This is a genomic window from Clostridium sp. Ade.TY, assembly GCF_000498355.1.
Lineage (GTDB): Bacteria > Bacillota > Clostridia > Clostridiales > Clostridiaceae > Clostridium.
Genome location: NZ_AVSV01000003.1, coordinates 79,323 through 106,018, shown reverse-complemented (window position 1 = coordinate 106,018; position 26,696 = coordinate 79,323). Strand labels below are relative to the sequence as shown.

25 protein-coding genes are annotated in these 26,696 nt (G+C 27.0%); 1 reads left to right on the top strand and 24 read right to left on the bottom strand.

The window, feature by feature from the left end; genetic code table 11:
- Positions 1–23 precede the first annotated feature (23 nt).
- Both selD and O212_RS0101155 read right to left on the bottom strand, forming a co-directional pair.
- Positions 24–1,049 (bottom strand): selenide, water dikinase SelD, encoded by a 1,026-nt coding sequence (gene selD, locus O212_RS0101160; protein WP_081705789.1) that lies wholly within the window; start codon positions 1,047–1,049, stop codon positions 24–26.
- A gap of 83 nt (positions 1,050–1,132) precedes the next feature.
- Positions 1,133–1,876 (bottom strand): helix-hairpin-helix domain-containing protein, encoded by a 744-nt coding sequence (locus O212_RS0101155; RefSeq protein WP_024613341.1) that lies wholly within the window; start codon positions 1,874–1,876, stop codon positions 1,133–1,135.
- 125 nt (positions 1,877–2,001) lie between these two features.
- Here O212_RS0101155 and O212_RS0101150 point away from each other — a divergent pair, with 125 nt between their 5' ends.
- Positions 2,002–3,297, top strand: coding sequence for a D-alanyl-D-alanine carboxypeptidase family protein (locus O212_RS0101150; protein ID WP_024613340.1), 1,296 nt, complete (start codon positions 2,002–2,004; stop codon positions 3,295–3,297).
- A 141-nt stretch (positions 3,298–3,438) separates the two neighbouring features.
- On the opposite strand, the gene O212_RS0101145 is transcribed toward O212_RS0101150, so the two are convergent.
- The 22 genes from O212_RS0101145 to O212_RS0101040 all read right to left on the bottom strand — a co-directional run bounded on the left by O212_RS0101145 (position 3,439) and on the right by O212_RS0101040 (position 26,687).
- Positions 3,439–4,347, bottom strand: a complete 909-nt coding sequence (locus tag O212_RS0101145; protein ID WP_024613339.1) for an RluA family pseudouridine synthase — start codon at positions 4,345–4,347, stop codon at positions 3,439–3,441.
- Between the two features lie 30 nt (positions 4,348–4,377).
- A complete protein-coding gene (locus O212_RS0101140) occupies positions 4,378–5,817 on the bottom strand; it encodes an LCP family protein (protein WP_024613338.1) in 1,440 nt (479 codons plus the stop codon).
- Between the two features lie 26 nt (positions 5,818–5,843).
- Positions 5,844–6,410 carry a bis(5'-nucleosyl)-tetraphosphatase (symmetrical) YqeK gene (yqeK, locus tag O212_RS0101135; protein ID WP_029699080.1) on the bottom strand — a complete coding sequence of 189 codons (567 nt, stop codon included), beginning with the start codon at positions 6,408–6,410 and terminating at the stop codon, positions 5,844–5,846.
- A 1-nt stretch (position 6,411) separates the two neighbouring features.
- Positions 6,412–7,017 carry a nicotinate-nucleotide adenylyltransferase gene (gene nadD / locus O212_RS0101130; RefSeq protein WP_024613337.1) on the bottom strand — a complete coding sequence of 202 codons (606 nt, stop codon included), beginning with the start codon at positions 7,015–7,017 and terminating at the stop codon, positions 6,412–6,414.
- Positions 7,017–7,328, bottom strand: a complete 312-nt coding sequence (locus O212_RS0101125) for a YhbY family RNA-binding protein (protein ID WP_024613336.1) — start codon at positions 7,326–7,328, stop codon at positions 7,017–7,019. The genes nadD and O212_RS0101125 overlap by 1 nt, the downstream gene beginning before the upstream one ends.
- An 11-nt stretch (positions 7,329–7,339) precedes the next feature.
- Complete coding sequence (gene obgE, locus O212_RS0101120) at positions 7,340–8,626, bottom strand: GTPase ObgE (RefSeq protein WP_024613335.1); 1,287 nt, start codon at positions 8,624–8,626, stop codon at positions 7,340–7,342.
- A gap of 248 nt (positions 8,627–8,874) precedes the next feature.
- Positions 8,875–9,174, bottom strand: a complete 300-nt coding sequence (rpmA, locus tag O212_RS0101115) for a 50S ribosomal protein L27 (protein ID WP_024613334.1) — start codon at positions 9,172–9,174, stop codon at positions 8,875–8,877.
- Between the two features lie 4 nt (positions 9,175–9,178).
- A complete protein-coding gene (locus O212_RS0101110; RefSeq protein ID WP_024613333.1) occupies positions 9,179–9,565 on the bottom strand; it encodes a ribosomal-processing cysteine protease Prp in 387 nt (128 codons plus the stop codon).
- A 4-nt stretch (positions 9,566–9,569) separates the two neighbouring features.
- On the bottom strand, positions 9,570–9,881 hold the full coding sequence (gene rplU / locus O212_RS0101105) for a 50S ribosomal protein L21 (RefSeq protein WP_024613332.1): 312 nt from the start codon (positions 9,879–9,881) through the stop codon (positions 9,570–9,572).
- A gap of 202 nt (positions 9,882–10,083) precedes the next feature.
- Complete coding sequence (locus tag O212_RS0101100; RefSeq protein ID WP_024613331.1) at positions 10,084–11,532, bottom strand: Rne/Rng family ribonuclease; 1,449 nt, start codon at positions 11,530–11,532, stop codon at positions 10,084–10,086.
- A gap of 11 nt (positions 11,533–11,543) precedes the next feature.
- The gene (locus O212_RS0101095; RefSeq protein WP_024613330.1) at positions 11,544–12,245 is read right to left on the bottom strand and encodes a TIGR03936 family radical SAM-associated protein; all 702 of its coding nucleotides are present in this window, start codon (positions 12,243–12,245) and stop codon (positions 11,544–11,546) included.
- Positions 12,220–14,085, bottom strand: coding sequence for a TIGR03960 family B12-binding radical SAM protein (locus O212_RS0101090; protein ID WP_024613329.1), 1,866 nt, complete (start codon positions 14,083–14,085; stop codon positions 12,220–12,222). The genes O212_RS0101095 and O212_RS0101090 overlap by 26 nt, the downstream gene beginning before the upstream one ends.
- A 236-nt stretch (positions 14,086–14,321) precedes the next feature.
- Positions 14,322–15,680 (bottom strand): adenosylmethionine--8-amino-7-oxononanoate transaminase, encoded by a 1,359-nt coding sequence (gene bioA / locus O212_RS0101085; protein WP_024613328.1) that lies wholly within the window; start codon positions 15,678–15,680, stop codon positions 14,322–14,324.
- A 1-nt stretch (position 15,681) separates the two neighbouring features.
- Positions 15,682–16,371 (bottom strand): dethiobiotin synthase, encoded by a 690-nt coding sequence (gene bioD, locus O212_RS0101080; RefSeq protein ID WP_024613327.1) that lies wholly within the window; start codon positions 16,369–16,371, stop codon positions 15,682–15,684.
- A 168-nt stretch (positions 16,372–16,539) separates the two neighbouring features.
- Complete coding sequence (locus O212_RS0101075) at positions 16,540–18,396, bottom strand: LTA synthase family protein (RefSeq protein ID WP_024613326.1); 1,857 nt, start codon at positions 18,394–18,396, stop codon at positions 16,540–16,542.
- Positions 18,397–18,551: 155 nt separating this feature from the next.
- Entirely contained in the window at positions 18,552–19,196 is a 645-nt protein-coding gene (locus tag O212_RS0101070; RefSeq protein ID WP_024613325.1) for an efflux RND transporter periplasmic adaptor subunit, read from the bottom strand.
- 122 nt (positions 19,197–19,318) lie between these two features.
- Positions 19,319–20,995 carry a MutS family DNA mismatch repair protein gene (locus O212_RS0101065; protein ID WP_024613324.1) on the bottom strand — a complete coding sequence of 559 codons (1,677 nt, stop codon included), beginning with the start codon at positions 20,993–20,995 and terminating at the stop codon, positions 19,319–19,321.
- A gap of 127 nt (positions 20,996–21,122) precedes the next feature.
- Positions 21,123–21,992: a site-2 protease family protein gene (locus O212_RS0101060; RefSeq protein ID WP_242829543.1), complete on the bottom strand. Its 870-nt coding sequence runs from the start codon at positions 21,990–21,992 to the stop codon at positions 21,123–21,125.
- A 7-nt stretch (positions 21,993–21,999) separates the two neighbouring features.
- A complete protein-coding gene (locus tag O212_RS0101055; RefSeq protein ID WP_024613322.1) occupies positions 22,000–22,749 on the bottom strand; it encodes a M23 family metallopeptidase in 750 nt (249 codons plus the stop codon).
- A 93-nt stretch (positions 22,750–22,842) separates the two neighbouring features.
- Positions 22,843–23,880, bottom strand: a complete 1,038-nt coding sequence (locus O212_RS0101050) for a galactose ABC transporter substrate-binding protein (RefSeq protein ID WP_024613321.1) — start codon at positions 23,878–23,880, stop codon at positions 22,843–22,845.
- A gap of 22 nt (positions 23,881–23,902) precedes the next feature.
- Entirely contained in the window at positions 23,903–24,889 is a 987-nt protein-coding gene (locus O212_RS0101045) for a substrate-binding domain-containing protein (RefSeq protein WP_024613320.1), read from the bottom strand.
- Positions 24,876–26,687 (bottom strand): sensor histidine kinase, encoded by a 1,812-nt coding sequence (locus O212_RS0101040; protein ID WP_024613319.1) that lies wholly within the window; start codon positions 26,685–26,687, stop codon positions 24,876–24,878. The genes O212_RS0101045 and O212_RS0101040 overlap by 14 nt, the downstream gene beginning before the upstream one ends.
- Positions 26,688–26,696 lie beyond the last annotated feature (9 nt).

Below are 26,696 nucleotides of genomic sequence, written 5' to 3'. Positions count from 1 at the left end.
CCCTCCATTTTATTTATAAACTTTTATCTTACTATTATGCTGTATTCTTCTTTTTCTTTTACTTCTCCAATAATCCAAGACTTTATATCTTTCTCTCTAAATTCTTTTAATATTTTATTTCCTTCTTCTACACTGCATGATATAAGAAGTCCACCTGATGTTTGTGGATCAAATAAAATATCCTCAAGCCATCTTTCTACATTTTCTAGCTTATATTTGTCTTGTATATAATACTTATTTTGATATGTTCCTTGTGGTACAAGTCCAAAATCTGCATATTCTTTAGCTTCTTTTATGTACGGTATATTATCTTTATTAATACAGAATGTCATATCAGAACCTTCAGCCATTTCATAAGCATGACCTATAAGTCCAAAGCCTGTTATATCAGTACAAGCTGATATATCATACTTTCTAATAACTTCACCTGCATATTTATTAAGAAGTGACATCCATTTTATAGCTTCATCTAAACTTTCCTTTGATGCCATTTCTCCCTTTGCAGCTGTATTTATAAGACCTGTTCCTAAAGGTTTTGTAAGTATTAATATATCTCCTTCTTTTGAACCACAGTTTTTAAGTATTTTATCTGGGTGTACTACCCCTGAAACTGAAAGTCCATATTTTGGTTCATCATCTTGAACAGAATGACCACCAATTACTACAGCTCCTGCTTCTAATACTTTATCGGCTCCGCCTTTAAGTATTTCACCAAGTATTTCTCTATCTAAGCAATTTGGGAAACATACTATATTTAATGCAACTTTAGGTTCTCCTCCCATTGCATAAACATCACTTAAAGAATTTGCTGCAGCAATCTGACCAAATGTATAAGGGTCATCAACAACTGGAGTAAAGAAATCTAATGTTTGAATAAGTGCTATATCATCACTCAATTTATATACAGCTCCATCATCTGATGTATCAATTCCTACTAGTAAGTTTTCGTCTACCATCTTTGGTATACTTTTTAAAATATTTGAAAGAGCACCCGGCTCTATTTTAGCTGCTCAGCCTGCAGTTTTGGCGTAATTTGTTAATTTAATCATAACTTTACCACCCTTTCTTAAAGGTATATATAACTATTTTACATCATACTTTAAGAATTTCAAAATTTAATGGTATATTTAATTTATACAGTAATAGATTCCTTTATTTTTAAAAACGTTCCATCTCCAATACCACTTACATTTTTAATTTCATCAATTGATTTAAAACTTCCATTTTCCTCTCTATAATCAATTATGGCTTTTGCCTTTGATGGTCCAATTCCATTTATATTATCAAGTTCATCTATACTTGCCGTATTTATATTTATCTTACTATTTTTATTGTCACTATTAGTTTTATTTAATGAATTACTATTAGCTTCACTTATATTTTTATTATTATCTGTATTCCCTTTATTCTCCTCGGTTATCGTAGTATTACCTTCTTTCATTTTCTTTACTTCCTCTTTACTTGGAATTACTACACATTTATTATTTTCAAGCTTCTCTGCCCTATTTACAAATTCTAATGAAGCATTTTTAGTTACTCCACCAGCCTTTATTATTAAATCCTCAACAATACAGCCTTCCTCAAGATAATAAACTCCTTGGTTTATAACTTCACCTTTTATATCTACTGCTATAGTTTGATTTTTTAATAAAACTTCTTTATTATTTGTATTTACATTTTCTTTAGTATTGTTAGAACTTTTACTTTTCTCTTCATCCGTACTTGACGATTCATTTCCTTCATCTACAAACATTTCTTCATAACTTTCATCGCCTTTAAGATTGTCCTTCCCATTATTTATATATGAAAATAAGGAAATTCCACCTATTATAACTGCTAAACTTATTAACCCTAAAGTTCTTTTATCTATCTTCATATAGTCCACCTTAATATCATTTTTTCTAATTATTCACATTTACGAAACAAATTATTCCAAAATTGTAGATTAACCATATTTTTTTTGTTACAATATTCTCATAAATTTAAAATTGAGGAGAATTTATGAAAAAAACACTTAAAGTTATAACTAGATTTTTATTTTTAGCATTAGTTTTATTTAATATTTTTACTATTAATGCATCTGCTGAAGAAAATCCGCCAAAATTAAATGCGGAATCAGCACTTCTTATGGATGCTAAAACAGGTCAGGTGTTATATTCAAAAGATGCAAATAAAAAGCAATTTCCTGCATCAACAACAAAAGTTTTAACAGCATTAGTCGTTTTAGATAATGCCAAATTAAGTGACATAGTTACAGTTGGTAAAAATCCACCTTTTGCTGATGGAAGCTCCATAGGGTTAAAAGAAGGCGAAAAATTTACTGTAGAAACACTTCTAACAGGTCTTTTGTTAGAATCTGGAAATGACTGTGCTGAAACTTTAGCGGAGCATGTCGGTGGTACAGTTAGTAACTTTGCAAAGATGATGAATGATAAAGCTAAACAACTTGGTTGTACTGATTCAAATTTTGAAAATCCAAGTGGTTTACCAAATGATAAACATGTATCTACAGCTTATGATTTAGCTTTAATATTAAAGGAAGCTATTAAAAATCCTGATTATGTAAAGATATCAAGACAAATATCAGTAGAACTACCACCTAGTAACTTAGATAAAGCAAAAAGGTGGGCAAATAACCATAACTATTTAATAAACAAAAACTCAAAACATTTTTATAAATATGCTCTTGCTGGAAAAAGTGGATATACTGATGTAGCTAGACATACATTTGTAATATCAGCCAAAAAAGGTGATCGTTCTTTAGTTGCAACATTTTTGAAGGCTGAAGATAAAAATAAAAATTACGAGGACATGGCAAAGCTTTTAGATTATGGTTTTAATAACTTTACAGAGGTTAAGTTATACGGCAAAAATCAAACTATAGAAAACATAAAAATAAATAATGATATTACTTTACCTGTATATATTGACAGAGATGTTTTTGTTTCTGCACCAAACTCTCAGCTTAATAAAGTTAATACTACTTTAGAATACGAATTACCTAAGAACATAAAAAGAAAACCTTTAAAAATTGGTGAAACAATAACAACAGCTAATGTATTAGTTGATGGTCATTTATTAACTAAAGTAAATTTATTAAGTGGTATAAATAGAGATTATAATGCTAAAATAGCATTTACAGAACTTTTAAGTAGAAATAAAATTATATTGATTCCTTTTATCATTACTTTAACTATAGTAATTTTGTTAATTGCAAGAGTTATACATGTAAAAAAAATAAGGAAAAAAAGAGCTTTTGAAAAAAAATGGGGGCATATGAAAAATAGAAAAAAATAAATTTTTAAATAAATAACACCTAATAAGATTAATTAATATCTTATTAGGTGTTATTCTTTATTTAATATTTTAATAAATATAAATAATCTTAAAGTAATTATTTATTATAATGCTTTCAATACATAAAATACTAAAATATTATTATTTTATTTTCTCTATAAGCTCTTTAAAGTCATCTGGCATATTGGCTCTAAGACTTAAAGGTGTTTTATTTCTTGGAGATTTAAAATCTAATCCATAAGCATGAAGCGCTTGCCTATTTATAAGTTCTACTTCATTGTCTCCATCACCATAAAGAAAATCTCCATATATAGGATGACCTAAGCTTGATAAATGAACTCTAATTTGATGTGTTCTTCCTGTTTCTAAAAGACATTCAACTAAGTCTCCACCCTTAAACCTTTCTAAAACTTTATAATGAGTTATGCTACGTTGTCCTCTATCATCAACAACTCTCTTTATACTACTAAAGCCATCTTCCTTTTCTGGTCTATATATAGGAAGGTCTATAGTACCTTCCTTTTCCTTCATATTCCCATGAACTATTGCAAGATATCTCTTTTGCATTTTATTTTCTTTCATATCATTTGATAAAGCCATATGAGCATATTGATTCTTGCCTATTACAATAAGCCCTGATGTATTCATATCAAGTCTACTTACAAGTCTAACAATACATCCTTGGCCAGTTTCTTTAAAATAATTAATTACTCCATTTGCCAAAGTACCTGACTGATATGTTTTAGTTGGATGAACTACCATAAATGGTCTTTTGTTTATTACTAAAATATCTTGGTCTTCATAAACAATATCTAAATCCATCTTTTCTGGTATTATATCCTGACTTTCTTCTCTATCTAAATCTATTTTAACCTTATCACCTTCTGAAAGATTAAAACTCATCTTTACAGCTTTATCATTTACAAATATTCTTTTTTCTCTTGCTGATCTTCTTATAAGTCTTGAAGATAAACCAAGTTCATCTTTTAAAAAGTCTCTAATATTTACACCACTATCTTTTGATGTAACACATTTTTCTAAGGTATTCATCTATCCCTTAAGTCCTCCTAAGTTTAACCTTTAATAATTTTTAGCATCTTCCCCAAGTAAAACTATAACATCATACCCTGGTTCTTCATACCTTGAATCTATTGATTCAAATTTATTTATTGATGTAAACTTCTTTTGAAGTTCAGATTTTATATTATCATTATCAACCATAACTACACTTTGCTTTGCAAGATTAGTATTTCCAGTATCAACATTAGTGTAGCCTAATTGATTAAGTTGAACTTTATAAGTTGCTGCTAATCCACTTATTTTTGTTCCATTTAATACTTTTATTCTTACATCAGCAGGTGATATAGGTCCACTATCTCCATTTGAATTTAATCCATTTATAAGCTGTTGATTAGCTTGCTTATCAAATACAAAGTATGACTGTCCATCAATCATTTGTGAATTTCCCTTTATAGTAGTCATATTTATATTTCCAGACTTTAATGTTATCATTTTTAATGCATACTTAAATATTGTAGTTCCTGGCATATTTGTTTCGATATTTTGTTCCATTACTTTAAGTATTTTTGGCATTTTAAATATTATAGTTGGACTTGTGCATTTTTTAACAACCTGCTCTAAGAATTCATGCTGATTTTTAATTCTATCTATATCTCCATTTGGAAGTCCTGTTCCATCATTATTCTTTCTCCATCTAAAGAATTCTTCAGCTTTTTTACCATCCAAATGCTCCTCGGTTCCCTTTTTAAAATTTATACGTAAATTTTGAGATTTATCAGTGTAGTTCATGTCATATTTTATTTTCATATCAACTCCACCAATTGCATTAATAAAATCTCTAAAAGCTGCATAATTAACTTTAACCAAATAATTTACATTTACTGATAAAAGTTCTTCAACCTCTTTAATTACTCTATCATCTCCACCAATAGGATAAGCTGCATTAATCTTCCACCTACGTCCATTTATATAAATCATAGTATCTCTTGGTATTGATACTACATTTACTTTTTTAGTTTGTGGATTGAAATTTATAAGCATCATAGTATCTGTTCTTTTTATTGATTCATCATTTGGATTTTTAACATCTCCAACATCTAATCCAAGAACTAAAATATTTACAGTTTGATTCATAGGTACTGGATTAGGTGCCATTATATTTTCTGTACTTACTTTATTTAAAAGCATAGCAATTCTAACACCAGTAACTAATGTTAATAAAATTATTGCTGCAAGTATTATTCCTATCACCTTTTTGAAAACGCCTTTTTTCTTTTTCTTAGGCTGCTTAGAAGGTCTTACTTGTGATCTTTTTTTACCTTGAGGTCTTTTTCTTGAAACATTCTCATCTTCAACTCTTCTTCTTGCATCATTTGCAGGAATTGATCTACTTCTTCTTAATTCCTGCTCCCTATTAGAACGTCTTCTTCTAATAGCTTCATCTCTTTCTGTCATCCTTTTTCTTCTTCTCGGATCTACAGGTTTTCTATCATCTGCCACTTTAGTTCCCCCCAATATACTTAAAATTAAAGTTTTTCGATAACTAAATAATTTCTTGCCTTTATAGTATTTATATCAATAAGAGCTCCGTTATTTAGTAAATATTTTATAGTATGTTCCATGCCCATAAGAACACCTTCATCTAAATTTTCTAAAACTTTATTTCTAATTTCATCTACACCATCATAAACTCTTGATGGTTCAATCATATCTGCAATATAAATAATCTTTTCAAGTTTACTCATATTTTCTTTACCTGTAGTGTGCCATCTCATAGCCTCAAGTACTTCTTCATCATCTATATTAAACTTTTCTTTAGCAATTATTCTAGACACTATTGCATGCCAAAGCTCTGGTGTTTTTTTCTCTGTTAATGTTAACTCTATATTATTATCTTCTATAATCTTTAATAATTCTTCTTTTGATAAATTTTTTCCAACATCATGGAAAAGTGCAGCTTCTTCTGCTTTATTTTCATCTATACCGTTTAATTCAGCTAATTTTTTAGCTGTAGATACAACACCTAAAGTGTGCATATATCTTTTAGGTTTTAAATTTTCCTTTAAGTAATCATAAATATAACTAAAATCCATATTACTTCTCCTTACAATAAAGCTTTTCCCTTTCAATAACTTTCATGACCACTTGTGGTACAAAAAAGTCAACTCTATCCCCATTTTTTATTCTATTTCTTATATATGTTGATGAAATATCTAAATCAAGTATATTTAAAAATATAATTTTTCCATTATATTTTTTCTCTGCTAATTCTTTTTCCTTTTTTAAATCTGATTCTTTAAATCCTGGTCTTGTAAATACAACAAAATTACATAAAGAAAATATTTCAGTTACATTTTTCCACTTATCTAAGTTTACAAGACAATCAGCTCCTGTTATAAAATACAACTCAACATTATTCTCATTAAAATGCTCTAAGGTTTTATACGTGTAACTTAATCCTTCTTTTTCTATTTCATAATCTGAAACCTCAAAATCCTCAAAATCTTTTATAGCTTCCTTTACCATTTCATACCTTAAAGAAGCCCCCGTTACCTTCTTATTTAGCTTGTGTGGGGGACTTCCATTTGGTATAAATATTATTTTATCTAAGTCCAATCTCTTCTTAGCCTCATAAGCTATGTAAAGATGAGCATTGTGGATAGGATCAAAGGTTCCTCCAATAATCCCATATTTCTTCATTATTTTCTGTTTTTAGCTTTTCTTGGTATTTCTATTTTTGGATTTTTTGATGATCTTTTGTATAAAACTATCTTACTTCCAATTGCTTGAACACCTTCACATTTTAACTTTTCACATATATAATCTGAAGCTTCTCTTGCTTCAAGTCCACTATTTTCTAAAACTTTTATTTTAATAAGCTCTCTTTTTTCTAAAGCATCTCTTACTTGAATTAAGAAAGTTTCTTCTATTCCATTTTTTCCAATTTGGAATATAGGTTGCATATCATTAGCTAACCCTCTTAAGTAAGCTCTTTGTTTTCCTATTAACATCTAAAATCCTCCTATAGTATATATTCAAATTCAAAGTCGTTAAGATTTACCATGTCTCCGTCTTTGATTCCCATCTCTCTTAATTTATCTAATACTCCCTTATTCTTTAATACTTTATGGAAGTATCTTAATGAGTCAGCATCATTTACGTTAACTGCATTTAAAAGTCTATCTACGAAGCTTCCAAATACATAGTAAGTATCAAATTCATCGCCTTCTTCAACTCTAACCTCATAAGTAAATCTCTTCTCATCTGGTACATATCTTTCGTCTTCTGAAATTTCAAGTCCTGTTATAGGAATTTCCTTAAGCATTCTAGCACATTCTTTAATTACCTCATCAACACCTTCTCTAGTTGCTGCTGACATTTTATAAACTTTATCAAATCCTAGTGCTTTAACTTTGCTTTCAAACTCTTCAAATACACCTTCTTCAAATACAAGGTCAGTTTTGTTTGCAACTACTATTTGAGGTCTATCCCAAAGCTTAACTGAATACTTTTTAAGTTCTTCGTTTATCTTTAAGAAATCTTCAAAAGGATCTCTTCCTTCAAGTCCTGAAAGGTCTACAACGTGAACTAATAATCTTGTTCTTTCAATATGTCTTAAGAATTCAAGACCAAGACCTACACCTTCACTTGCTCCTTCAATAATTCCTGGTATATCTGCCATAACAAAAGGCTCTACTCCATCTGCTGCAACAACTCCAAGATTTGGTTTAAGTGTTGTAAAATGATAGTTTGCTATCTTTGGTTTTGCTTTTGTTGTCATTGATAAGAATGTTGACTTACCTACATTAGGGAAACCTAAAAGTCCAACATCTGCAAGTAACTTAAGTTCTAGAATTATGTTCATTTCTTCTCCAGGCATTCCAGGCTCAGCAAAAGTTGGTGCCTGTCTTGTAGGTGTACAGAACTTACAGTTTCCTTTACCACCTTTTCCACCTCTTAAAACAACATATTCATCATCTTTTTCTGAAAGGTCACATATTATTTTATTACTTTCAGCTTCTCTTATAATTGTACCTAATGGTACTCTTATATAAAGATCATTTCCATCTTTTCCGTAGCATTTTGATCCGCCACCATTTTCTCCTGGCTCTGCTACGAATTTTCTTTTATATTTAAAATCCATTAATGTAGTGATTCCTGTATCAACTCTAAAGATAATACTTCCGCCTCTACCACCATCTCCACCATCTGGTCCACCAAGTGGAACGTATTTCTCTCTTCTGAATGAAACATTACCATCTCCACCTTTACCAGATTTAATGAAAACCTTGGCCTTATCTATAAACATACTCATAATTTCACCTCTCCTTTTGTGAAAATTTATTCTTTCTAAAAATATATAGATAAAATTTCTAATATTCTTATTAATATTATTTCCATAGATTATAATTATTAAATCTATTCAAATAAAATATTTTCTTAATTATATCACAAACCTACTATATATAAAGAAAAAAAGATTACAAATGTATTTTTAAAATCTTTTTTTACATTTAAAAAGCACCCAAATTCATGGGTGCTTTATATTAATAACTATTATTCAGCTATTACTTCTACGTTCATTGGGTAAACAGAAGCTTTCTTCTTGTCTCTTCCCATTCTTTCGAATCTAACAACTCCATCGATCTTAGCGAATAGAGTATCATCCTTACCCTTTCCAACATTGTTTCCTGGGTGGATTTTAGTTCCTCTTTGTCTAACGATGATGTTTCCAGCTAAAACGAATTCTCCGTCTGCTGATTTAACACCAAGTCTTTTTGACTCAGAATCTCTACCGTTCTTTGAGCTACCTACCCCTTTTTTGTGGGCAAATAATTGAAGGTTCATTATCATCATGTCACTACACCTCCTCTTTTAATAAATTTATATATTCTCTACGTTTATTAATTCCAAACATTTGATCCAAGCTAAAAATTACACTTTCTAGACTCTTCTCGAAAGTTTTAAGTAAAACTTGAGACTGCATTAATTCTTCTTCCGAAAAATCAGTTAAGTCTAACTTAAGGTATCCATCAGCCATTTCATATGTACAGTTAAGTTTTAAAACTTCATCTATACCTATAAGAACACTTTGTGATAAGACTGAAACTGAGTTGCAAACCATATCAAAAGCTTCTCCAACCAATAAAACATCGTTATTAAAATCTCTGTCTTCTGGCATCGCATGACTATCTATAATGAAACCTATTATGTTATCTTTTTTTGTTAAAATCTTTGCACTAATCATTTGACTATGCTTCGATCTTTTCGATAACTAATTTAGTGTAAGGTTGTCTGTGACCATTCTTTCTTCTGTAGTCCTTCTTAGCCTTATACTTGAATACTGTGATTTTCTTAGCTTTTCCTTGTGCTACAACTTTAGCAACAACTTTAGCTCCTTCAACCATTGGCTTTCCAACTGTTAAAGTTTCTCCATTAGAAACAGCTAATACTTCTGTTAATTCAACTTGTGAGTCAACTTCAGCGTTTAATTTTTCAACGAATAATACGTCTCCCTCTTGAACTCTGTATTGTTTTCCTCCAGTTAATACTACTGCGTACATTAAAACACCTCCTCATAACGGTCTCGCCACTACGGGTACAAAGATATAATTCTTTGTTTGACAAAAAACCCTATCGTGAGCGGTTTACTAATTAAAGTTAACATACCTATTTGTCATTGTCAATATTAATTTGTAATTTATAAGAAATTACCATACTTAATTTAGTTTTTATAAAATCATTTAATTTTTTCTAACTTAAAAATTAATATCTTTCTATTCCTTTTATTTTATAATCCTCTAAATTATTTTTTTGACTTTTAAATATTATAGGCTCTATCTTATATCCTTCAATTCCCTCAGAAAACTTTAAGAATATTTCTTTATCAAGCCCATCTATATTTTTAAGGAAATTTACCATATCTCCACTTACTGCCTCTTTATAATTGCTATCAATTTCTATAAAGAAACTTTCTATAGTATTTTCTTCAACAGCTTTTAATATATCATTTCGTATTAAATCTTCTATATAAGATAATTTTAATATATTTCCGCTCCCCTTACATCTTGGACATGCCTCTTCTATTGAATCATAAATACTTTTTCCTCTACGTTTTCTTGTTATTTGAACTAAATCAAGTTCTGTAAAAGGATATATTTTACTATTCCCTTTATCAGCTTTTAAAGCATCCTTAATAGCTCTCATAACTTGAATTCTTTGCTTTGGATCTCTCATATCTATAAAATCAATAACTATTATTCCGCTTAAGTTTCTAAGAAGTATTTGCTTTCCTATTTCTTTTGCTGCTTCTAAGTTAGTTTGAAGTATTGTTTTATTTAAATTTCTCTCTTTTATATTCTTTCCGCTATTTACATCAATAACATACATAGCTTCTGTTTTTTCAATAACTATATTTCCACCACAATTTAATTTAACTTTATTATGTCTAAGCTTTAATATTTCTTTTTCTATATTATAATAATCAAATAATCCTCTAAAGCCTTTATACAGTATAACTTCTACATCTTTTTCTCCATCTATAAAGTTATTAGCTAAAGATTCATCTTCTTTATTATCAACATATATTTTTACATTACCTTTTGTTATATTATCTCTTAAAACCTTGTTAAGTAATGCATCTTCTCCATATACTTTTGAAATTTCTGTACTAAAGTTAAGCTTTCTAGTCATATCATTTAATATTAACTTAAGCTTATCTCTTTCTTTTTTAAGTATCTCTATAGGTACATTAGCCCCTTCTGTTCTAATAACTATATTGACACCTTTAACTTCTTCAATCTCTGCAAGTATAAGAGTTTTCTTAACTTCATCAGTAAATCTTTTTGAAAATGATATTCCACTTTCACCATAATTAAATACTAAATATTTCCCTGGTATACTAAATTTATTTGTGACCTTTGCTCCCTTTTCATTTAAAGGTTCTTTTAAAACTTCAACTAAAAGTTCATCACCTTTTTTTATACCTTGCTTTTTAAGCTCTTCGCTAAAGTACATATATCCTTCTTTTTCAAAGCCTAAATCAACAAATATTGAATTTATAGCAGGAACTATATTTTTAACTCTTCCTTTGTATATTTCACCAAAGGAAGGTTCAGAGCTTTTTTCTTCTATAAAACATTCTTCTAATTCTTTATTATCTTTTACAGCAACTCTTAAAGAATTTTCTCTTCTCTCAATAAAAATTTCTCTCATATTTACACTTCCTATACACATTTATAAAGAGGTACTAAAATATCATCTTTAAGTAAGTACATTTCTTCTCTCTTTATCTGAACGAAAGCTTCATCATTACAGTTACTTGTATTTTCTTTTATAAGTTTAACCAAAAGGTCTGGTGATAAATGAACTCTACTTCCTGAACTTATTAATATATTTAATACAACTTCATTATCTTTAATCCAATACTTAAGTTCATGAACTAATGGTTTTATATCAACTTCACTTTGACCTTTTTTAGTTCTTTTTGTCATTACCCACTCTTTTTTCTCTAAAAGATTTTTCATCTCTTCTTCGAACTTTGATGTATCATTATATTCAATCTTAACTGTATATCTTGCTCCATCAACAAGTGCCATTGATTGAGGAACTTTTTTTTCATTTGGTATTAGTGGAATTTTTATAGCTTTTAAAAATTTAATTCCACTTGCTGTTCTCTCATTTAATTTATTTAAAACTTCATCTGTATCAAGTTCTTCCTTTAAAACTATATCCATGTATTCTCCTTCTGAATACACTCCAACTGAAAGTGGTTGTGCTATTGAAAGAGTCATATGAGGATTAAATCCTTTTGAATATTCTATTGGAAGACCAGATCTTCTTATTATTCTTTGTATAGTTCTCATTAAATCTAAGTGAGCTACAAATTTTATATCTGCTTCTTTAGTAAACTTTATTAGATATCGCACCTTCAAAACACTTCCCTTCTTTAAAGTTAACGTTGATTCCACATCCCGTACATCCTTTTCTACAGTTTTGTGTAAGTTCAACTCTCTTAGCTTTTTCATTTTCATTAACTAAATATGATCTATTAACCCCTATATCAATGAAATCCCATGGTAATATTTCATCATAACTTCTTTCTCTATAAGCATAGAAGTCTCCATCAACATTACACTCTTTTAAGGCTTCAAGCCAAGCATCAAAGTTAAAGTATTCTGACCAACCATCAAATTTACAACCTTTTTCAAAAGCTTTAATTAAAACATCACAAAGTTTTCTATCTCCTCTTGCAAATACAGCTTCCATATATGAAGTTTTTTGAGCATGATAGTTATATGTTATAGCTCTTGATTTTATTGAACCTTTAACGGCTTTTATCTTTTCTGTTACTTCTTCCATTCTTTCCATTGGAGCCCATTGGAATGGAGTAAATGGTTTTGGTACAAGTATAGAAGTACTTACTGTAATTCTAAGACCTTTCTTTCTAACGTCTTTTGGTATTTCATAATATTTTTCTACCATTTTTTCTGCAAGTTCAGCAATGGCCTCACAATCTTCTATTTTTTCATATGGAAGTCCTATAATAAAGTAAAGTTTAATTGTACTCCAACCATTTTCAAAAGCACTTTTTGTGGCTTCAAGTATTCTCTCTTCTGTTAATCCTTTATTTATTACATCTCTCATTCTTTGAGAACCAGCTTCTGGTGCAAAAGTTAAACCTGTTTTTCTTACTTTTTGAATTTCCTTTATAAGGTCAACTGAAAAAGCATCAACTCTTATTGAAGGAAGTGATACTCCAACTTTATTCTCACTATGTTCTTCCATTAATCCATGTATAAGACCTTCAATATCTGAGTGATCACATATACTTAATGAAGAAAGTGATATTTCTTGATAACCAGTTGTTTTAACTAATTGTCTTGCTTGTTCTAATAAAGTTTCTCTAGTTTTTTCTCTAACTGGTCTATAAATCATACCTGCTTGACAGAATCTACATCCATTTGTACATCCTCTTGCAGTTTCTAATACTATTCTATCGTGAACAACTTCTGTATAAGGTACTATCATATCTTCTATTGGAAAATCAACCTTATCAAAGTCAGTTACTATTCTCTTTTTAACAACTTGTGGAACGTCATCATATTTTGGTTTAAATTCTTTTATCGTTCCATCTTCATTGTAAGTTACATCATATAATGAAGGCACGTATATACCTCTTATTTTTGATATTTCTCTTAAAAACTCTTTTTTCTTACCTTTGCCTTTGTACTTTTTGTATACATCAAGTACGTCATTCATCATTTCTTCACCTTCACCAAGTTCAAAGAAATCAACTATGTCATATAAAGGCTCTGGATTATAAGCACAAGGACCTCCAGCCATAATTATAGGCTCATTTTCTCCTCTTTCTGATGCTCTTAAAGTTATTCCTGACATATCTAGCATATTTAATATATTTGTGTAACTCATTTCATATTGTAATGTAAATCCTAATATATCAAATTTATCTAAAGAATCTTTAGTTTCTAAAGCATATAATGCTACATTATTTTTTCTCATTTCTTCTTCCATGTCTGGCCATGGAGCAAATACTCTTTCGCAATATGTATCTTTTCTTGCATTTATAGTATGATAAAGTATTCTTGTTCCTAAGTGTGACATTCCTACTTCATAGACATCTGGAAAACAAAAAGCAAATCTTATATCTACTTCTTCTGGATTTTTAATAACCTGATTAAGTTCTCCACCAACATATCTAGTTGGCTTTTCAACTCTGCATAAGATGTTATCTGAAATTCTATTCATTTAAATTACATCCTCCTAATAATTACTCTATATACAGATTATTAATTAAGTTATTCTTGCCTTATCTTTCTGTATACATCCCTATATTCTAGCATAAATTAAAATTTAGTTCTACTAATAAATTAATAGCTATATTTAATAAAAGTTATAAATTATTATTAAAAAAATTTTTTATAAATATATAAAACTCCAATTATTTATTTCGTTAAACAATCGGAGTTTTTATTTTTAATTTTTTATTTTCCTAAAACTTCTTCTATACATTCTAAACATACATTAACTATAAAATCCATATCATCCTTTTCTAATATAAGAGGTGGATTAAAATATATTACATCACCTAAAGGTCTAAGTAATACTCCTTTTTCTAATGCCTTTTTATATATTTGATAACCATATCTATTTTTACTATCTAAAGACTTTTTGCTTTTTTTATCTTCAACTAATTCAATTGCATTTATAAGCCCTATATTTCTAATATCTCCAACATTTTTATGACTATATATTTTTTCTTTAATTAAATTATTAAAATATATTGCATTTTCCTGTGCTTTATCTATAACTTTTTCATCATTTAATATATTTAAAACTTCTATTGCAGCAGAACAAGCTAAAGGATTTCCACTATAAGTATGACTATGCATAAATGCTTTTCCTTCATTATAATCTGCATAAAAAGCATTATAAATTTTATCAGTTGTAACAGCTAATGCCATAGGCATATAACCTCCTGTTAACCCCTTTGATAAACACATAATATCTGGTGAAATTTCAGCATGATTGCATGCAAACATTTTTCCTGTTCTCCCATATCCAGTTGCTATTTCATCTGCAATTAAATGTACATTATATTTATCACAATATTTTCTAAGTTTCTTTAAATATTCTTTAGAGTATATTTTCATTCCTGCAGCTGCTTGTACAAGAGGTTCTATTAAAAATGCACAAGTTTCATCCCCATATTCTTCGAATATTTTTTCTGCTGACTCAAAACATTCTGCACCACAATTTTCCCTGCACTTTCCATACTTACATCTATAACAGTCTGGACCTTCAACTCTTATTATATCTAATAGCATTGGTTTATATATTTTAGAGTATAAGTCTACTCCACTTACTGACAATGCACCTAATGTTTCTCCATGGTAAGCATCCGTTAATGCTATAAATCTTTTTTTCTGTTTATTCCCTGTTTGGTAATGATATTGAAAGCTCATTTTCATAGCAACTTCTATTGCTGCTGACCCATTATCTGTAAAGAAAAACTTATTTAATCCTTCTGATACAACCTTTGAAAGTTTATTACATAATTCTATTGCTGGTTTATGAGAAAAGTTTGCAAATATAACATGTTCTAAATTATCTATTTGTTTTTTTACAGCTTCATTTATTCTGTAGTTACAATGCCCTAAAAGATTACACCACCATGAACTTACTACATCAACATAAGACTTACCGTTAATGTCATAAAGATAAACTCCTTTTGCATGGTCTACTATTATAGGTTTAAGCTCTTCATAATCCTTCATCTGTGAACATGGATGCCATATATGTTCTAAATCTAATTTTACTAATTCATCACTAACTAAATTCATATTAAATCTCCTTATATAAATCTATAAGATTTTTTAGTTTCATATTTAAAAACCCTGCGTTGTTCTCTACCTCTGCAATAATAGGTATATTGGTTAATCTTTCAATTTGTTTTTTATTATCTAAATGTAAAAAATTATTTTTATCATATCCATTTAAAATTATCCCTTTTACATTTATCCCCTTTTCCTTTGCATATTCACATGTTAAAACAGTATTATTTATAGTTCCAAGTTCTGCTGATGCAACTATCAAAACATCTAAATTCAATTCTTTTATTACATCCTCTAACATAATAGTTCCTTCATCATCACTTCTTAATGGACAAATTATTCCTCCACTACCTTCAACAGTAATAAACTCAAACTTTTCTTTTATTTTATTAAAATCATCTTTTATTTTAATAATATCTATTTTATTATTTTCAATTTCAGCTGCTAAATGAGGTGACACAGCCATTTTATAAATATATGATACTAAATCATTTGGATTCATATTAATTTTTGAAATATCACAAACATATTTTGCATCCCCGGCTATAAGTTCATCATTTATAACTTCAGCACCACTAAGTGCCGCTTTATAATATCCAGCATTAATATTATTATCTCTAAGTTTTTTTAAAATTAAAGCTGTTATAAATGTTTTACCAATATCAGTTCCATTACCAGTTATAAATATCCCTTTACTCATTTTAAAATTCCACCTTAAAAAAAATTTATATTTTCTATATAAAATTCAATTTATTATTAATGTACAAATTATATTCCTTTTATTATAAAATTGTCAACTTTATAGCATTTATTTAAGATGACAATATGCAAAACAAAAGAGCATCGATTAATATCGATGCTCTAAAAATTATTTGTCACTCTTTCTTTGAGTTACTAATGTATTTTGAAAATCGCTAGTTCTCTTTTCTGAAATAAACGTATCATTGAAGAAATTACTTTTACCTTCAAAGCCCTTATTTACATTATCAAGTCCATCTCTCTCAATTAAAGTTTTTTGATTTGAGAATAAATTTGTTCCAAGTCCTAATTTATTACCTTCAATTTGAACTCCCATACTAGCTAAAATAGTTGGGTACATATCAACAGGTGAAAACTCTCTATTCTTAACATTTTTAGTAGTTGTTGCTGGATTAAGTATTAAGTTAAATACTGTTCTATGATATGATTTATCAAAATCTTTAAAGAACTTTTTATCCATACTTAAATGATCACCTGTTATTACTATTGTTGTATCTTTATAAAATGGTTGCTTTTGAATCCATTTTACAAAATTAACAGCTTCTTTTGTTGAATATGCAATAACATTTGCATATTGTGAATCATATTTTTTGCTAGCATTTTTTGATAAATATCCATCTGGGAAATGTGTATCTGCTGTTTCCATTGTAAAATTAAATGGTTTTCCAGTTTTTGATAAACGTGTTATCTCATCTTTTGCATACTTGTACAGTTTATCATCTTCATATCCCCACCAAACATCATAATCTTTTGGTATTAATTTCTTTTCAATTGCTGCCTTATGATCAAAAATATTAAAATTACCATGTGTAGTAAAGAAAGTAGTTAATCCACCAAAATCAGCATCTGCACCAAACATTATTGTTTGCTCATATCCTTGTGCTTCTAAAATATCACCTATACTAATAGCTCCAGGTAAGAAGCTTCCTGACTTACCATATGAATTTCCACCCATAGGTATTTTTAATGGAAGTCCCATACTCATATTAACCATAGATGCAACTGACCAACTTGATCCATATGTTTGATAAGGACCTCCAAATTTTTCTGATTCTGAAAAACTAACTCCTTCTTTTGATAATTTAGTTAATTCAGGCATTAAATTAACTTTCATATTTCCGCCTAATTCTTTAGATAAATATGAATTTTCAACAGATTCTAAATAAATATGAATTAAATTTCTTTTCTTTTCTGGAAAAGACATCTTTACATTACGCGGATCTACATAATTATCTTTAATATATGAAGTATCTGAAACATACGCTTTGTAAACCTTATCTAAACTTAGCTTTTTTGAGCCGTATGCAACTCCACAAACAACACAAATTATAGAAACTATAAAAGTTACTATTCTTAATCCTTTTGTGCTTAATATTTTTATATTGCTATTTTTAACTTTTAACCATATATCATAATGGAAATTTATTATAACTGAAAATATAACTATACATGATACAACAGAAAAAACTGGTGTCATGAATATTTCTCTGTACATATCAGTACTTGTACCTTTAAGTGGTGAATTTAAATTAAATAAAAATTGCTCTGGTGTAATATTTCCAAAATAGTCAATGAACCAATTAGAAAAGAATACAAAAAATCCACCTATTCCAAAAAATATAACTGATAATATTTTTATTGTTCTTATTTTCCAATTAATTTTTTCCTTTGATAATTCAAAGTCAACATTTGAATTCATTATTCCTTTAATGAATAAATATACTATTCCACATAATAATGTAAATATAATATATTTAAAGAAAAATGATCCATTATATAAAGAATATCTAAGTACATTTTGTTTATTTAAAAGAAACTTTATAATACTTAAAGAAATTATGTTAAATAATACAATGTAACATAATAATTTCTTTATAATAGAAATTATATTTTTGTCCTTTTCAAACAAAAAATAATCTGCTAGTGCTAATAGCACTCCTGTAATTAAATAGCTTATTATTTGCATATTTTCCCCCTAAAAAGTATAAAATTTATTTTATTGATACCAATTTAAATCTTACAAAAACGACTTAAATTGCCCAATAAAAACATATTATCATACTTTTTAACAACGTTAAACAAAATTTAACAAAGATTAACAAAATAAGAAATATAAATATATTAGCTAATTACAATTTGTACATAAGTATTTTCTTTAATTTTATATTCTGAAAAAAATGAAATTCCAACTTTATAATAAGTAGAATTTTTATCTAAATTTACTCCATAATTTTCTGATATCATAGTTGATTTCATTGGTATATTATGAATCTTAAATACCTTACCCTTTACCCTAATATTTGTCCCTCCTACTTTTATACTAACTATTTGATTATTCTTTAACTTATTTTTATACTTATCACTTACTATACAATCAACATACATTTCCCTTGACCTTATAGTAATAAAAGGCTTGCTTTTTTCTTTAGAACCATTAATTATTACTACACCATCTATTTCTGCTAAAACTTTATTTGTTTTATTATTCTTTCCTTTATATATAAAAAGAACATCTCCCCTATTAACTTTATCTCCATCTTTAACTAATAATTGATAATCTATAGCATCTTTTTCTAAGTATATATCTTTCTTGTTCTTAGGCTCTACTTTTCCATCTATAAATATCTCTTTTTGATTTTCAAACTCAAAATTTCTAATACTATTATAATAATATTTTGGAGAATATTTTTTAATTAAATATACACCAAAAAGTGCTAAAAATATAATCGCTATAGCAATTAATATTATTAAATATCTTTTCTTCAAAATTATCCTCCTCTTTTAATTACATATATACTATATATTAACATAATTTGGGCTTTTTGTTTAAAAATTACGTGTTTCTTTTTAAAATAAAAAGCAGTAAAAAACTGCTTTTAAAATTTATATTATTCAATTTCTGTCCAATAATTATTTTCTATAAAAAAGTTTGCACGCTCTTCAGCTCTTATAACTATTTTTTTGTTATATCCAATAAGAGATAGTATTTTAATAGCATTTCTAGTAGTTGATCGTCCACTGTATAACTTATAATCAAATATAATATTATTTTCTTTAATCTTTTCTTGGAAATGACAATTACAAAAATTATTTTCTAATATATAAGTAAGTTCAATATCATGAGTTGCTGCTATACATATACAATTTTCCTTGCTTAAATGATTTAATATTTCTGATGATGCTGAAATTCTTTCAATTGTGTTAGTTCCTCTTAATATTTCATCAACAAAACATAAAACAGGTATATCCTCATCAACATTATCCAATATTCTTTTTAACGACTTACTTTCAACCATATAATAACTTTCATTGCCTAACATATCATCCTTTAAAGCCATAGATGTATATAATTTTAAAAAACAACTACTATATTCTTTTGCAAAAACTGTATATATAGTTTGAGCAAATAAAGAATTAATTGCCACTGTCCTTAAAAATGTAGATTTACCAGATGCATTTGAACCAGTAATTAATATACATCTATTTATATGAAAACTATTTTTAACTGGTTCTTTAATTAATGGATGATATATATCTTTAAATTTTATTTCCCTTTTTTCATTTAATTTAAAACTTGGCCTACAATATTCATTAACAGCTGTTCTAAAAGATGCTACTGCTATTAAACTATCTATTTCTCCTACATATTCATATACTTTTTCTAGGTCTCCCATATTTTTATACAAAGTTTTATTTATTCTTTCAAAAGTTCTAACTTCACGTAAAAAGAACAGATTAAGCATTTCATTAAATGCTAATGCATCACTTGTAGCATTAGTTGAATCAACAAATACTGATTTAGCTACACCTTTTAATTTACTTAAATTATTATTTATATTAGGATAATTTTCATTTATTTCTTTAAAATCTAAATCATATATTTTCTTTGCACAATTAACAATAGAAATCATATAAATATAATCTGAAATTCTATTTTCATACTTGTCTTTAGTTATCTTATGTATATACATATTTAAAATTATATTTAATACTATAATTCCTAAAAAAATTCCATTAAATACTGAAAGTATAGCAAATATAATAGGACTTACTGAAAAAATATTATATAATATCAATTTATTTTTACTGTTATTATTAACTACCTCTTTTTTATCTTCATAAAAATAATCTGATAAACTCATATTTTTCTTTTTTCCTAATTTCCATAATTTACATTGAATTTCTTTAGCTAAATTTTCATTTTCTTCGAAAAAACTAATTAATTCTTCTCTCTTCTTCAAGCTTGTCTCATTGAATAAAGGACTTCTTAAAATATTATATAATACTTCCTCACCAACTGATGTCATAGTGTTATTCATAGATTTAAACATGTCATTCATATCTAAATCACTCCAAGTTATATCATCAATAAAGAAACCCTTTTTACTATTAGAAAAATAATTTTTTACATACTTAAAGTTAACTTTACTTTTTTCTATACTTTGTATCTTACCCCATCGATTATTTATTTCATATTTCATAAACTTAGTCATTTTATATTTTGAATACATAAAAAATAATCCAAATATTATAATTGTAATTATAAGTGCCACTATAAATTGCATATACTCCCCCATTTCAAAATTACTTTTTCCTTTATATTGTAACATAATTTGGTTTATTTAAATAAAACTGTAATATATTATAATGAACTAGTATTATTTTATTATAAAGAACAAAAAACCCTCTATTTTATAGAGAGTTTTTCACTTTATCATATTCTTCTAAAGTTATATTTCCGTATGTTTTAAGCGCCTCTAAAAGTTCATCTTCATGAAGTATTAAAATAAGTTTAAGCTCCTCATCCAATATATAAAATGTATTAAACTTATTCCTATCTACTAATCTCATTAAATCTAACAATCCATTTTTATAAAAAACAGATACAGATCTATTTTCAATAAAATCGTACTTCTTAAGTCTTCTTCTTTTTTTTATAATATCACCCATAACTATATACATTGTCCACTTTTTTTCTAAAAGAGTTGAGTAAATTATTAATCCCACTATTAAAAGAAAACTTATATTTAACTTATGTATATATAATGCAATAAAAAATAAACATACTAAAAGAAATGATACTATATAACTTATTATTGACGTAATCTTTTTACTTTTTAAATATGAACTTTTTTTTGATATTACAATTTCTAAAATTCTAGCACCATCTAAAGGGTAAGCTGGAATTAAATTAAATATAAAAAGCCACAAGTTAGCTCCAAATAAAACATCAAAAACTTGTATACTCGTAAACTTATAAATTATATAAGATACTACTCCAATAATTAAGTTTGATATTGGTCCACTTAAATAAAGTAATATTTTATCTTTATCTAACAAATCATCTAAATCAGACAATTCTGCATTAGCACCTGTTAAACTAAGTTTAATATTATAAAGCTTACATCCTAATTTATTTCCAACTAATATATGTGTAAATTCATGTATTAAAATAGAAACAACAGCAACTAAAGTTCTACTTTCAAAACTAATGGCTAGTAATAATACTATAATTTCTATAATCATTAAAGTATATGATCTTTTTATATTATCTTTAGCCATATTTTAACTATGCATTATCCCCTGTAAATTCAATATAATCCTGTGCATTTTGTAATTTGCCCATATAGCTTACTTTGAATTTAATTTCATAATTTTCATCTGAAACTCTAGTGTTGCTTCCTATACATTCCCCAACTTCTATTTTATCTTTTTCTTTGACTAAAGGACTTGTTATATTTTCATAATATGTTTCATATCCATTTTTATGATTTATAATTATATTTGCTTTTTCACCATTTACTTCAACCTTTTTTACTTCTCCACCTAAACTTGCAAACACATCTTTTTTAGTATTACTCTTTATAACTATTCCACCTTCAAAACTTTCCATATTTCCTATTAAAGGTGGAATAAAACTTACATTATCATCTTTTTTTTCATAGTCATTATAAAAGCTTACATTTTCTATCTTTTCTTTTACTGTGTTAAATACTTCAATAACTTCTAAGTCTTCAAAATTTTGATTATAAGAGATAACTTCTTTAGCCTGAGAATATATTTTATTAACTTCAGTATTTGGTAGATACTTTAATGAATAAACCAAACATGCTAAAGATATTGCTCCAATACTTTGAATTGCTATAACATTTAATATACTATTTTTCTTTTTTTTGTAATTATAATTTCTTCCCTTATAGTTATAACTTCCTTTACTTTTAACTTTTATATTATTATTTGCTACATCATAATCATTCTCCATATCTTCACATTCAATTTCACTATAATATCTTCTATATAACTCCCTATAATCTCCCATATTTTATATCTCCTACTATTGCTATATATTTAATTATATTTATAAGATATATATTTTATGAAAATTATATAATTCAATATGTGTTTATTATAATTACTTATTTATAAATTCATTTAGGTTTTCTATTGTAACTTTGCTATGACCTTCTCTTGTGTATTTTCTATTTAAAATTTTAGAATCTCCGTTTATTGCTAATTCATAAGCTATATCAACTATACTTTCTCCTTGCTTTTTTGAATCACTTAATACAGTACCTGTCATATTTCCTCTTTTTATTTCTTCCATTGCTTCATCAATTCCGTCTACCCCAATAACTATTGGCATATTTTTAACATTTAAATTTTTCATTGCATCAATTGCGCCAAGTGCCATTGCATCATTATTACTAAATACAACTTCTATATTATTTTTATATTTTTTTATCCAATTTTCCATTTTTTCCATACCAAGTTCTCTATTCCAATTAGCTACATCACTATCTAATTTTTCAACCTTTACTCCTTTATCTTTTAATCTCTTTATACAATATTCAGTCCTTATAGAAGTATCTTGATGTCCTGCTTCTCCTTCAAGCATCAAATATTGTATTTTCCCATCACCATTTTTATCTACTTTTCTATTATCCTCTTCATAAATATCTAGAACTATATCAGCCTGCATTATTCCTGACTGTTCAGCTTTTGCTCCAACATAATATACCTTGTCCCACATATTCATATCTTCTTCAACTGGTTCTCTATTAAAAAATATTACTGGAATATCAAAAGATTTAGCTTTATTTATTATATATGAAGCTGATCTTCTATCCACTAAATTTATACAAAGCACATCAACACCTTGTGATATAAATTCATCTACTTGCTCATTTTGATTATATTGGTTTCCTCCTGCATCTAATACAGTCAAATCAATCTCTAAATTACTTTCTTCCTCTATTGTATTTAAACCTTCTTCTAAGTTATCAACTATTTTTGATATAAATATATCTGATTTTTCATATACACTTACTCCAAATTTTATTTCATTTAAATTATCATTTATAACCTTAGATTTTTCATTACATCCAATTAAAGCACTAGAAAAAGCTATTGACGATAATAGTAACAATAATTTTTTTACCCCTCTTTTCATACCATCCTCCACAAAAACTTATTTAACCAATGAACGGAAAAATTAATTTCTGATTATTTTCTAAATACATATTTCTTTTATTTATTACTAAGAAATCTATTTTTGCCTCTTCCTTATTTTCACCTTTATTTTTCACCCTATCTTTTGCAATTTCAACTGCTAAATATCCAGCATTAAACTCATTCTTTACTATAGTTCCATCTATTATTTCATTTTCAACATACCCTAATATTTTATCAGTTCTTCCAACTCCATAAATTTCAGTTTTTATTTTTTCCCCTTCATTTTTATAAATATTTTCTTTAATTTCTGCAATTGTTTCTAAAACATCATCATTAAATGAAACTAAAACATTTACCTTTTTATCTTTTATATATTTCTCTATTTGCCTATAAAAGTTTTCTTTGTCATTTCCAACTCTTATATTTATACATTTATTTTTACTGTATTTCATTTCATCCATAAAGCCAGACCTAATTTCATCAAAACTACTACAATTAATATCTTTTTCAATTATCCCTATAGTACTTCTAGTATTTCCATTTTTAAGTATCTCTTCCCCTAAGCTTTTACCTATACTATAATTATCAGCTGATACAGTAATAATTTTTTTATCAAACTGAATTTTAGAATCAATTAATATAACTGGAATTATCTCATTTACAGCTTCGATATCAGATGAAAGTTCTTTATAATCTATCGGTGCTATTATTATAGAATCTGCACCATTTTTCATTTCTCTTTTTAGTAACTTTCTTTGATTTTCTATTTTATTATCATCAGTTAAAGTACATATATTAACTTTAACCTTCATATCTTTTTCAGCTTGTTCAATTCCTTGACTTACAAACTTTAAACTTTCACTTTTCTCTTCCATACTTATATAAGAAATTTTTAATGTATCATCCTTATTATTATCTAAATTTAAATAATTGAAAATAACTATAGAAAAGACAATAGCTAATACTGATAGAAATATAATTAGAACCTTCCTATTAATTCTCCTCATATTTATTACCCTCTCTTATTTCATAATCTTTATAATTAATTATCGGAAGATTTATTCTTATAGTTGTTCCTTCATCAGGTTCACTAAATATTTCTAATCCATATTCATTTCCAAAATACAATTTTATTCTTTCATTGACATTTCTTAAACCTATACCTGATCCCTTTGCTTTTCTTTTGTTATTTCCATTAAGTAAAGTTTCAACCACTTCTTCTGGCATACCAAGACCATTATCTATTACATCTATACTTATTTTATTATTATTTTTATATGCTTTTACTAATATTTCACCGTCTCCATCCATAAATTCCATACCATGATATATTGCATTTTCAACTAAAGGTTGTACTATAAGTTTTATACTTGCACACTCTAATATATCCTCTTCTCCTTCAACCTTATAGTTGAATCTATTTTTATAACGTATATTTTGTATTGTTAAGTAATTTTCAACATGTAAAAGTTCATCTCTTAAAGTTATAACGTTTCTTCCTTTACTTAAACTTATTCTAAAAAATCTTGCTAACGATATAACCATTGTAGTTGCACCATCATATCTTTCACTTTCTATCATCCATACTATAGAATCTAAAGTATTATATAAAAAGTGTGGATTTATCTGAGCTTGAAGAGCATCTAATTCGGTCTTCCTCTTTATTTCTTGATCTTTAACTATATTATCCATTAGTAAATCCATCTGTTTAACCATAGAATTTATAGCTTTTCCAAGGTGTTTTACTTCATAAGATCCAACTTCTGTCGAAAAATCAATATTTCTAATTCCTTCTTCAAACTTTTTAACTTTTCTTTCAAGCCTTATTATAGGATTAGTAATACGTGATGATACAACTATATTTATAATAGTTAAAACTAATATTCCAAAGAAAAGAATAAATATAGTAAATATTCTCATATGACTATAACTATTTATAACATCAGTCATAGGAGTAACAGCAACAATTTTCCATCCAGTATATCCTACAGTTTTTAAAGTGACTAATCTATTTTCTCCATTAAAGTTCTCTTTTATAGTTCCGTCTTCATAATCTTTTGCAATATTATTGTTTTCACTTATTAAATCAGAATATATAAGTTGCTGTCTAGGATGATATATTATTTCACCCTTCCCATCCATAAGATATACATATCCTGATTTACTAATATTAATATTTTTAAATATTTGTTCAATACCACTAAAATTCATATCAACAAGAAGAACACCTTGGCTTATTTCGCCACCAAAATTTAATTCAACCGCTCTACTTAATGATACAACCCATCTATAGTTATTGCTTGAATCAATAAAAATATTTTGTACATGTGGTGTTGAAAAGTGTAAATTTTCCTTTTTATTTATTGCATTTATAAACCATTCATTTTCTCTAGTGTTTATAGATTTCTTTAACTCTTTAAGTGGATAACTATTTATTACTTCTCCATATTTTGAAAAAAGAGTCATACTCACAAGATAATCTTTGTTCGTTTCATATATTAAGTTCATTTCTTTATCTATATTATCAACTTCCAAATCAGATTTTTTTATTACATTATAATAAATTCCATCTGATATTCTCATTATATTTCTTAAGTAACTATCTAGATTTAAATTAACTTGATTCACAATAGCCTTATTACTTTGAGATATAAGATTTTCATTTATTTTTACAAATTTAATATATAATACTTGACCTAAAGTCACTATAGCTAAAACAGTTATAATAGTAAAAGAAATAGATATTATATATTTTAAACTTTTATTTTTATAAAAATTCTTAAAGCTTAAATTTTTAAACTTCATATTTTGTAC

What these genes read in the sequence shown, in the direction of transcription:
- O212_RS0101155 (WP_024613341.1), bottom strand. Translation starts at nt 1,876, where the DNA reads ATGAAGATAGATAAAAGAACTTTAGGGTTAATAAGTTTAGCAGTTATA.
- O212_RS0101150 (WP_024613340.1), top strand. Translation starts at nt 2,002, where the DNA reads ATGAAAAAAACACTTAAAGTTATAACTAGATTTTTATTTTTAGCATTA.
- O212_RS0101145 (WP_024613339.1), bottom strand. Translation starts at nt 4,347, where the DNA reads ATGAATACCTTAGAAAAATGTGTTACATCAAAAGATAGTGGTGTAAAT.
- yqeK (WP_029699080.1), bottom strand. Translation starts at nt 6,410, where the DNA reads ATGGATTTTAGTTATATTTATGATTACTTAAAGGAAAATTTAAAACCT.
- nadD (WP_024613337.1), bottom strand. Translation starts at nt 7,017, where the DNA reads ATGAAGAAATATGGGATTATTGGAGGAACCTTTGATCCTATCCACAAT.
- O212_RS0101125 (WP_024613336.1), bottom strand. Translation starts at nt 7,328, where the DNA reads ATGTTAATAGGAAAACAAAGAGCTTACTTAAGAGGGTTAGCTAATGAT.
- obgE (WP_024613335.1), bottom strand. Translation starts at nt 8,626, where the DNA reads ATGTTTATAGATAAGGCCAAGGTTTTCATTAAATCTGGTAAAGGTGGA.
- rpmA (WP_024613334.1), bottom strand. Translation starts at nt 9,174, where the DNA reads ATGATGATAATGAACCTTCAATTATTTGCCCACAAAAAAGGGGTAGGT.
- O212_RS0101110 (WP_024613333.1), bottom strand. Translation starts at nt 9,565, where the DNA reads ATGATTAGTGCAAAGATTTTAACAAAAAAAGATAACATAATAGGTTTC.
- rplU (WP_024613332.1), bottom strand. Translation starts at nt 9,881, where the DNA reads ATGTACGCAGTAGTATTAACTGGAGGAAAACAATACAGAGTTCAAGAG.
- O212_RS0101100 (WP_024613331.1), bottom strand. Translation starts at nt 11,532, where the DNA reads ATGAGAGAAATTTTTATTGAGAGAAGAGAAAATTCTTTAAGAGTTGCT.
- O212_RS0101090 (WP_024613329.1), bottom strand. Translation starts at nt 14,085, where the DNA reads ATGAATAGAATTTCAGATAACATCTTATGCAGAGTTGAAAAGCCAACT.
- bioA (WP_024613328.1), bottom strand. Translation starts at nt 15,680, where the DNA reads ATGAATTTAGTTAGTGATGAATTAGTAAAATTAGATTTAGAACATATA.
- bioD (WP_024613327.1), bottom strand. Translation starts at nt 16,371, where the DNA reads ATGAGTAAAGGGATATTTATAACTGGTAATGGAACTGATATTGGTAAA.
- O212_RS0101075 (WP_024613326.1), bottom strand. Translation starts at nt 18,396, where the DNA reads ATGCAAATAATAAGCTATTTAATTACAGGAGTGCTATTAGCACTAGCA.
- O212_RS0101065 (WP_024613324.1), bottom strand. Translation starts at nt 20,995, where the DNA reads ATGCAATTTATAGTGGCACTTATAATTACAATTATAATATTTGGATTA.
- O212_RS0101060 (WP_242829543.1), bottom strand. Translation starts at nt 21,992, where the DNA reads ATGGCTAAAGATAATATAAAAAGATCATATACTTTAATGATTATAGAA.
- O212_RS0101055 (WP_024613322.1), bottom strand. Translation starts at nt 22,749, where the DNA reads ATGGGAGATTATAGGGAGTTATATAGAAGATATTATAGTGAAATTGAA.
- O212_RS0101050 (WP_024613321.1), bottom strand. Translation starts at nt 23,880, where the DNA reads ATGAAAAGAGGGGTAAAAAAATTATTGTTACTATTATCGTCAATAGCT.
- O212_RS0101045 (WP_024613320.1), bottom strand. Translation starts at nt 24,889, where the DNA reads ATGAGGAGAATTAATAGGAAGGTTCTAATTATATTTCTATCAGTATTA.
- O212_RS0101040 (WP_024613319.1), bottom strand. Translation starts at nt 26,687, where the DNA reads ATGAAGTTTAAAAATTTAAGCTTTAAGAATTTTTATAAAAATAAAAGT.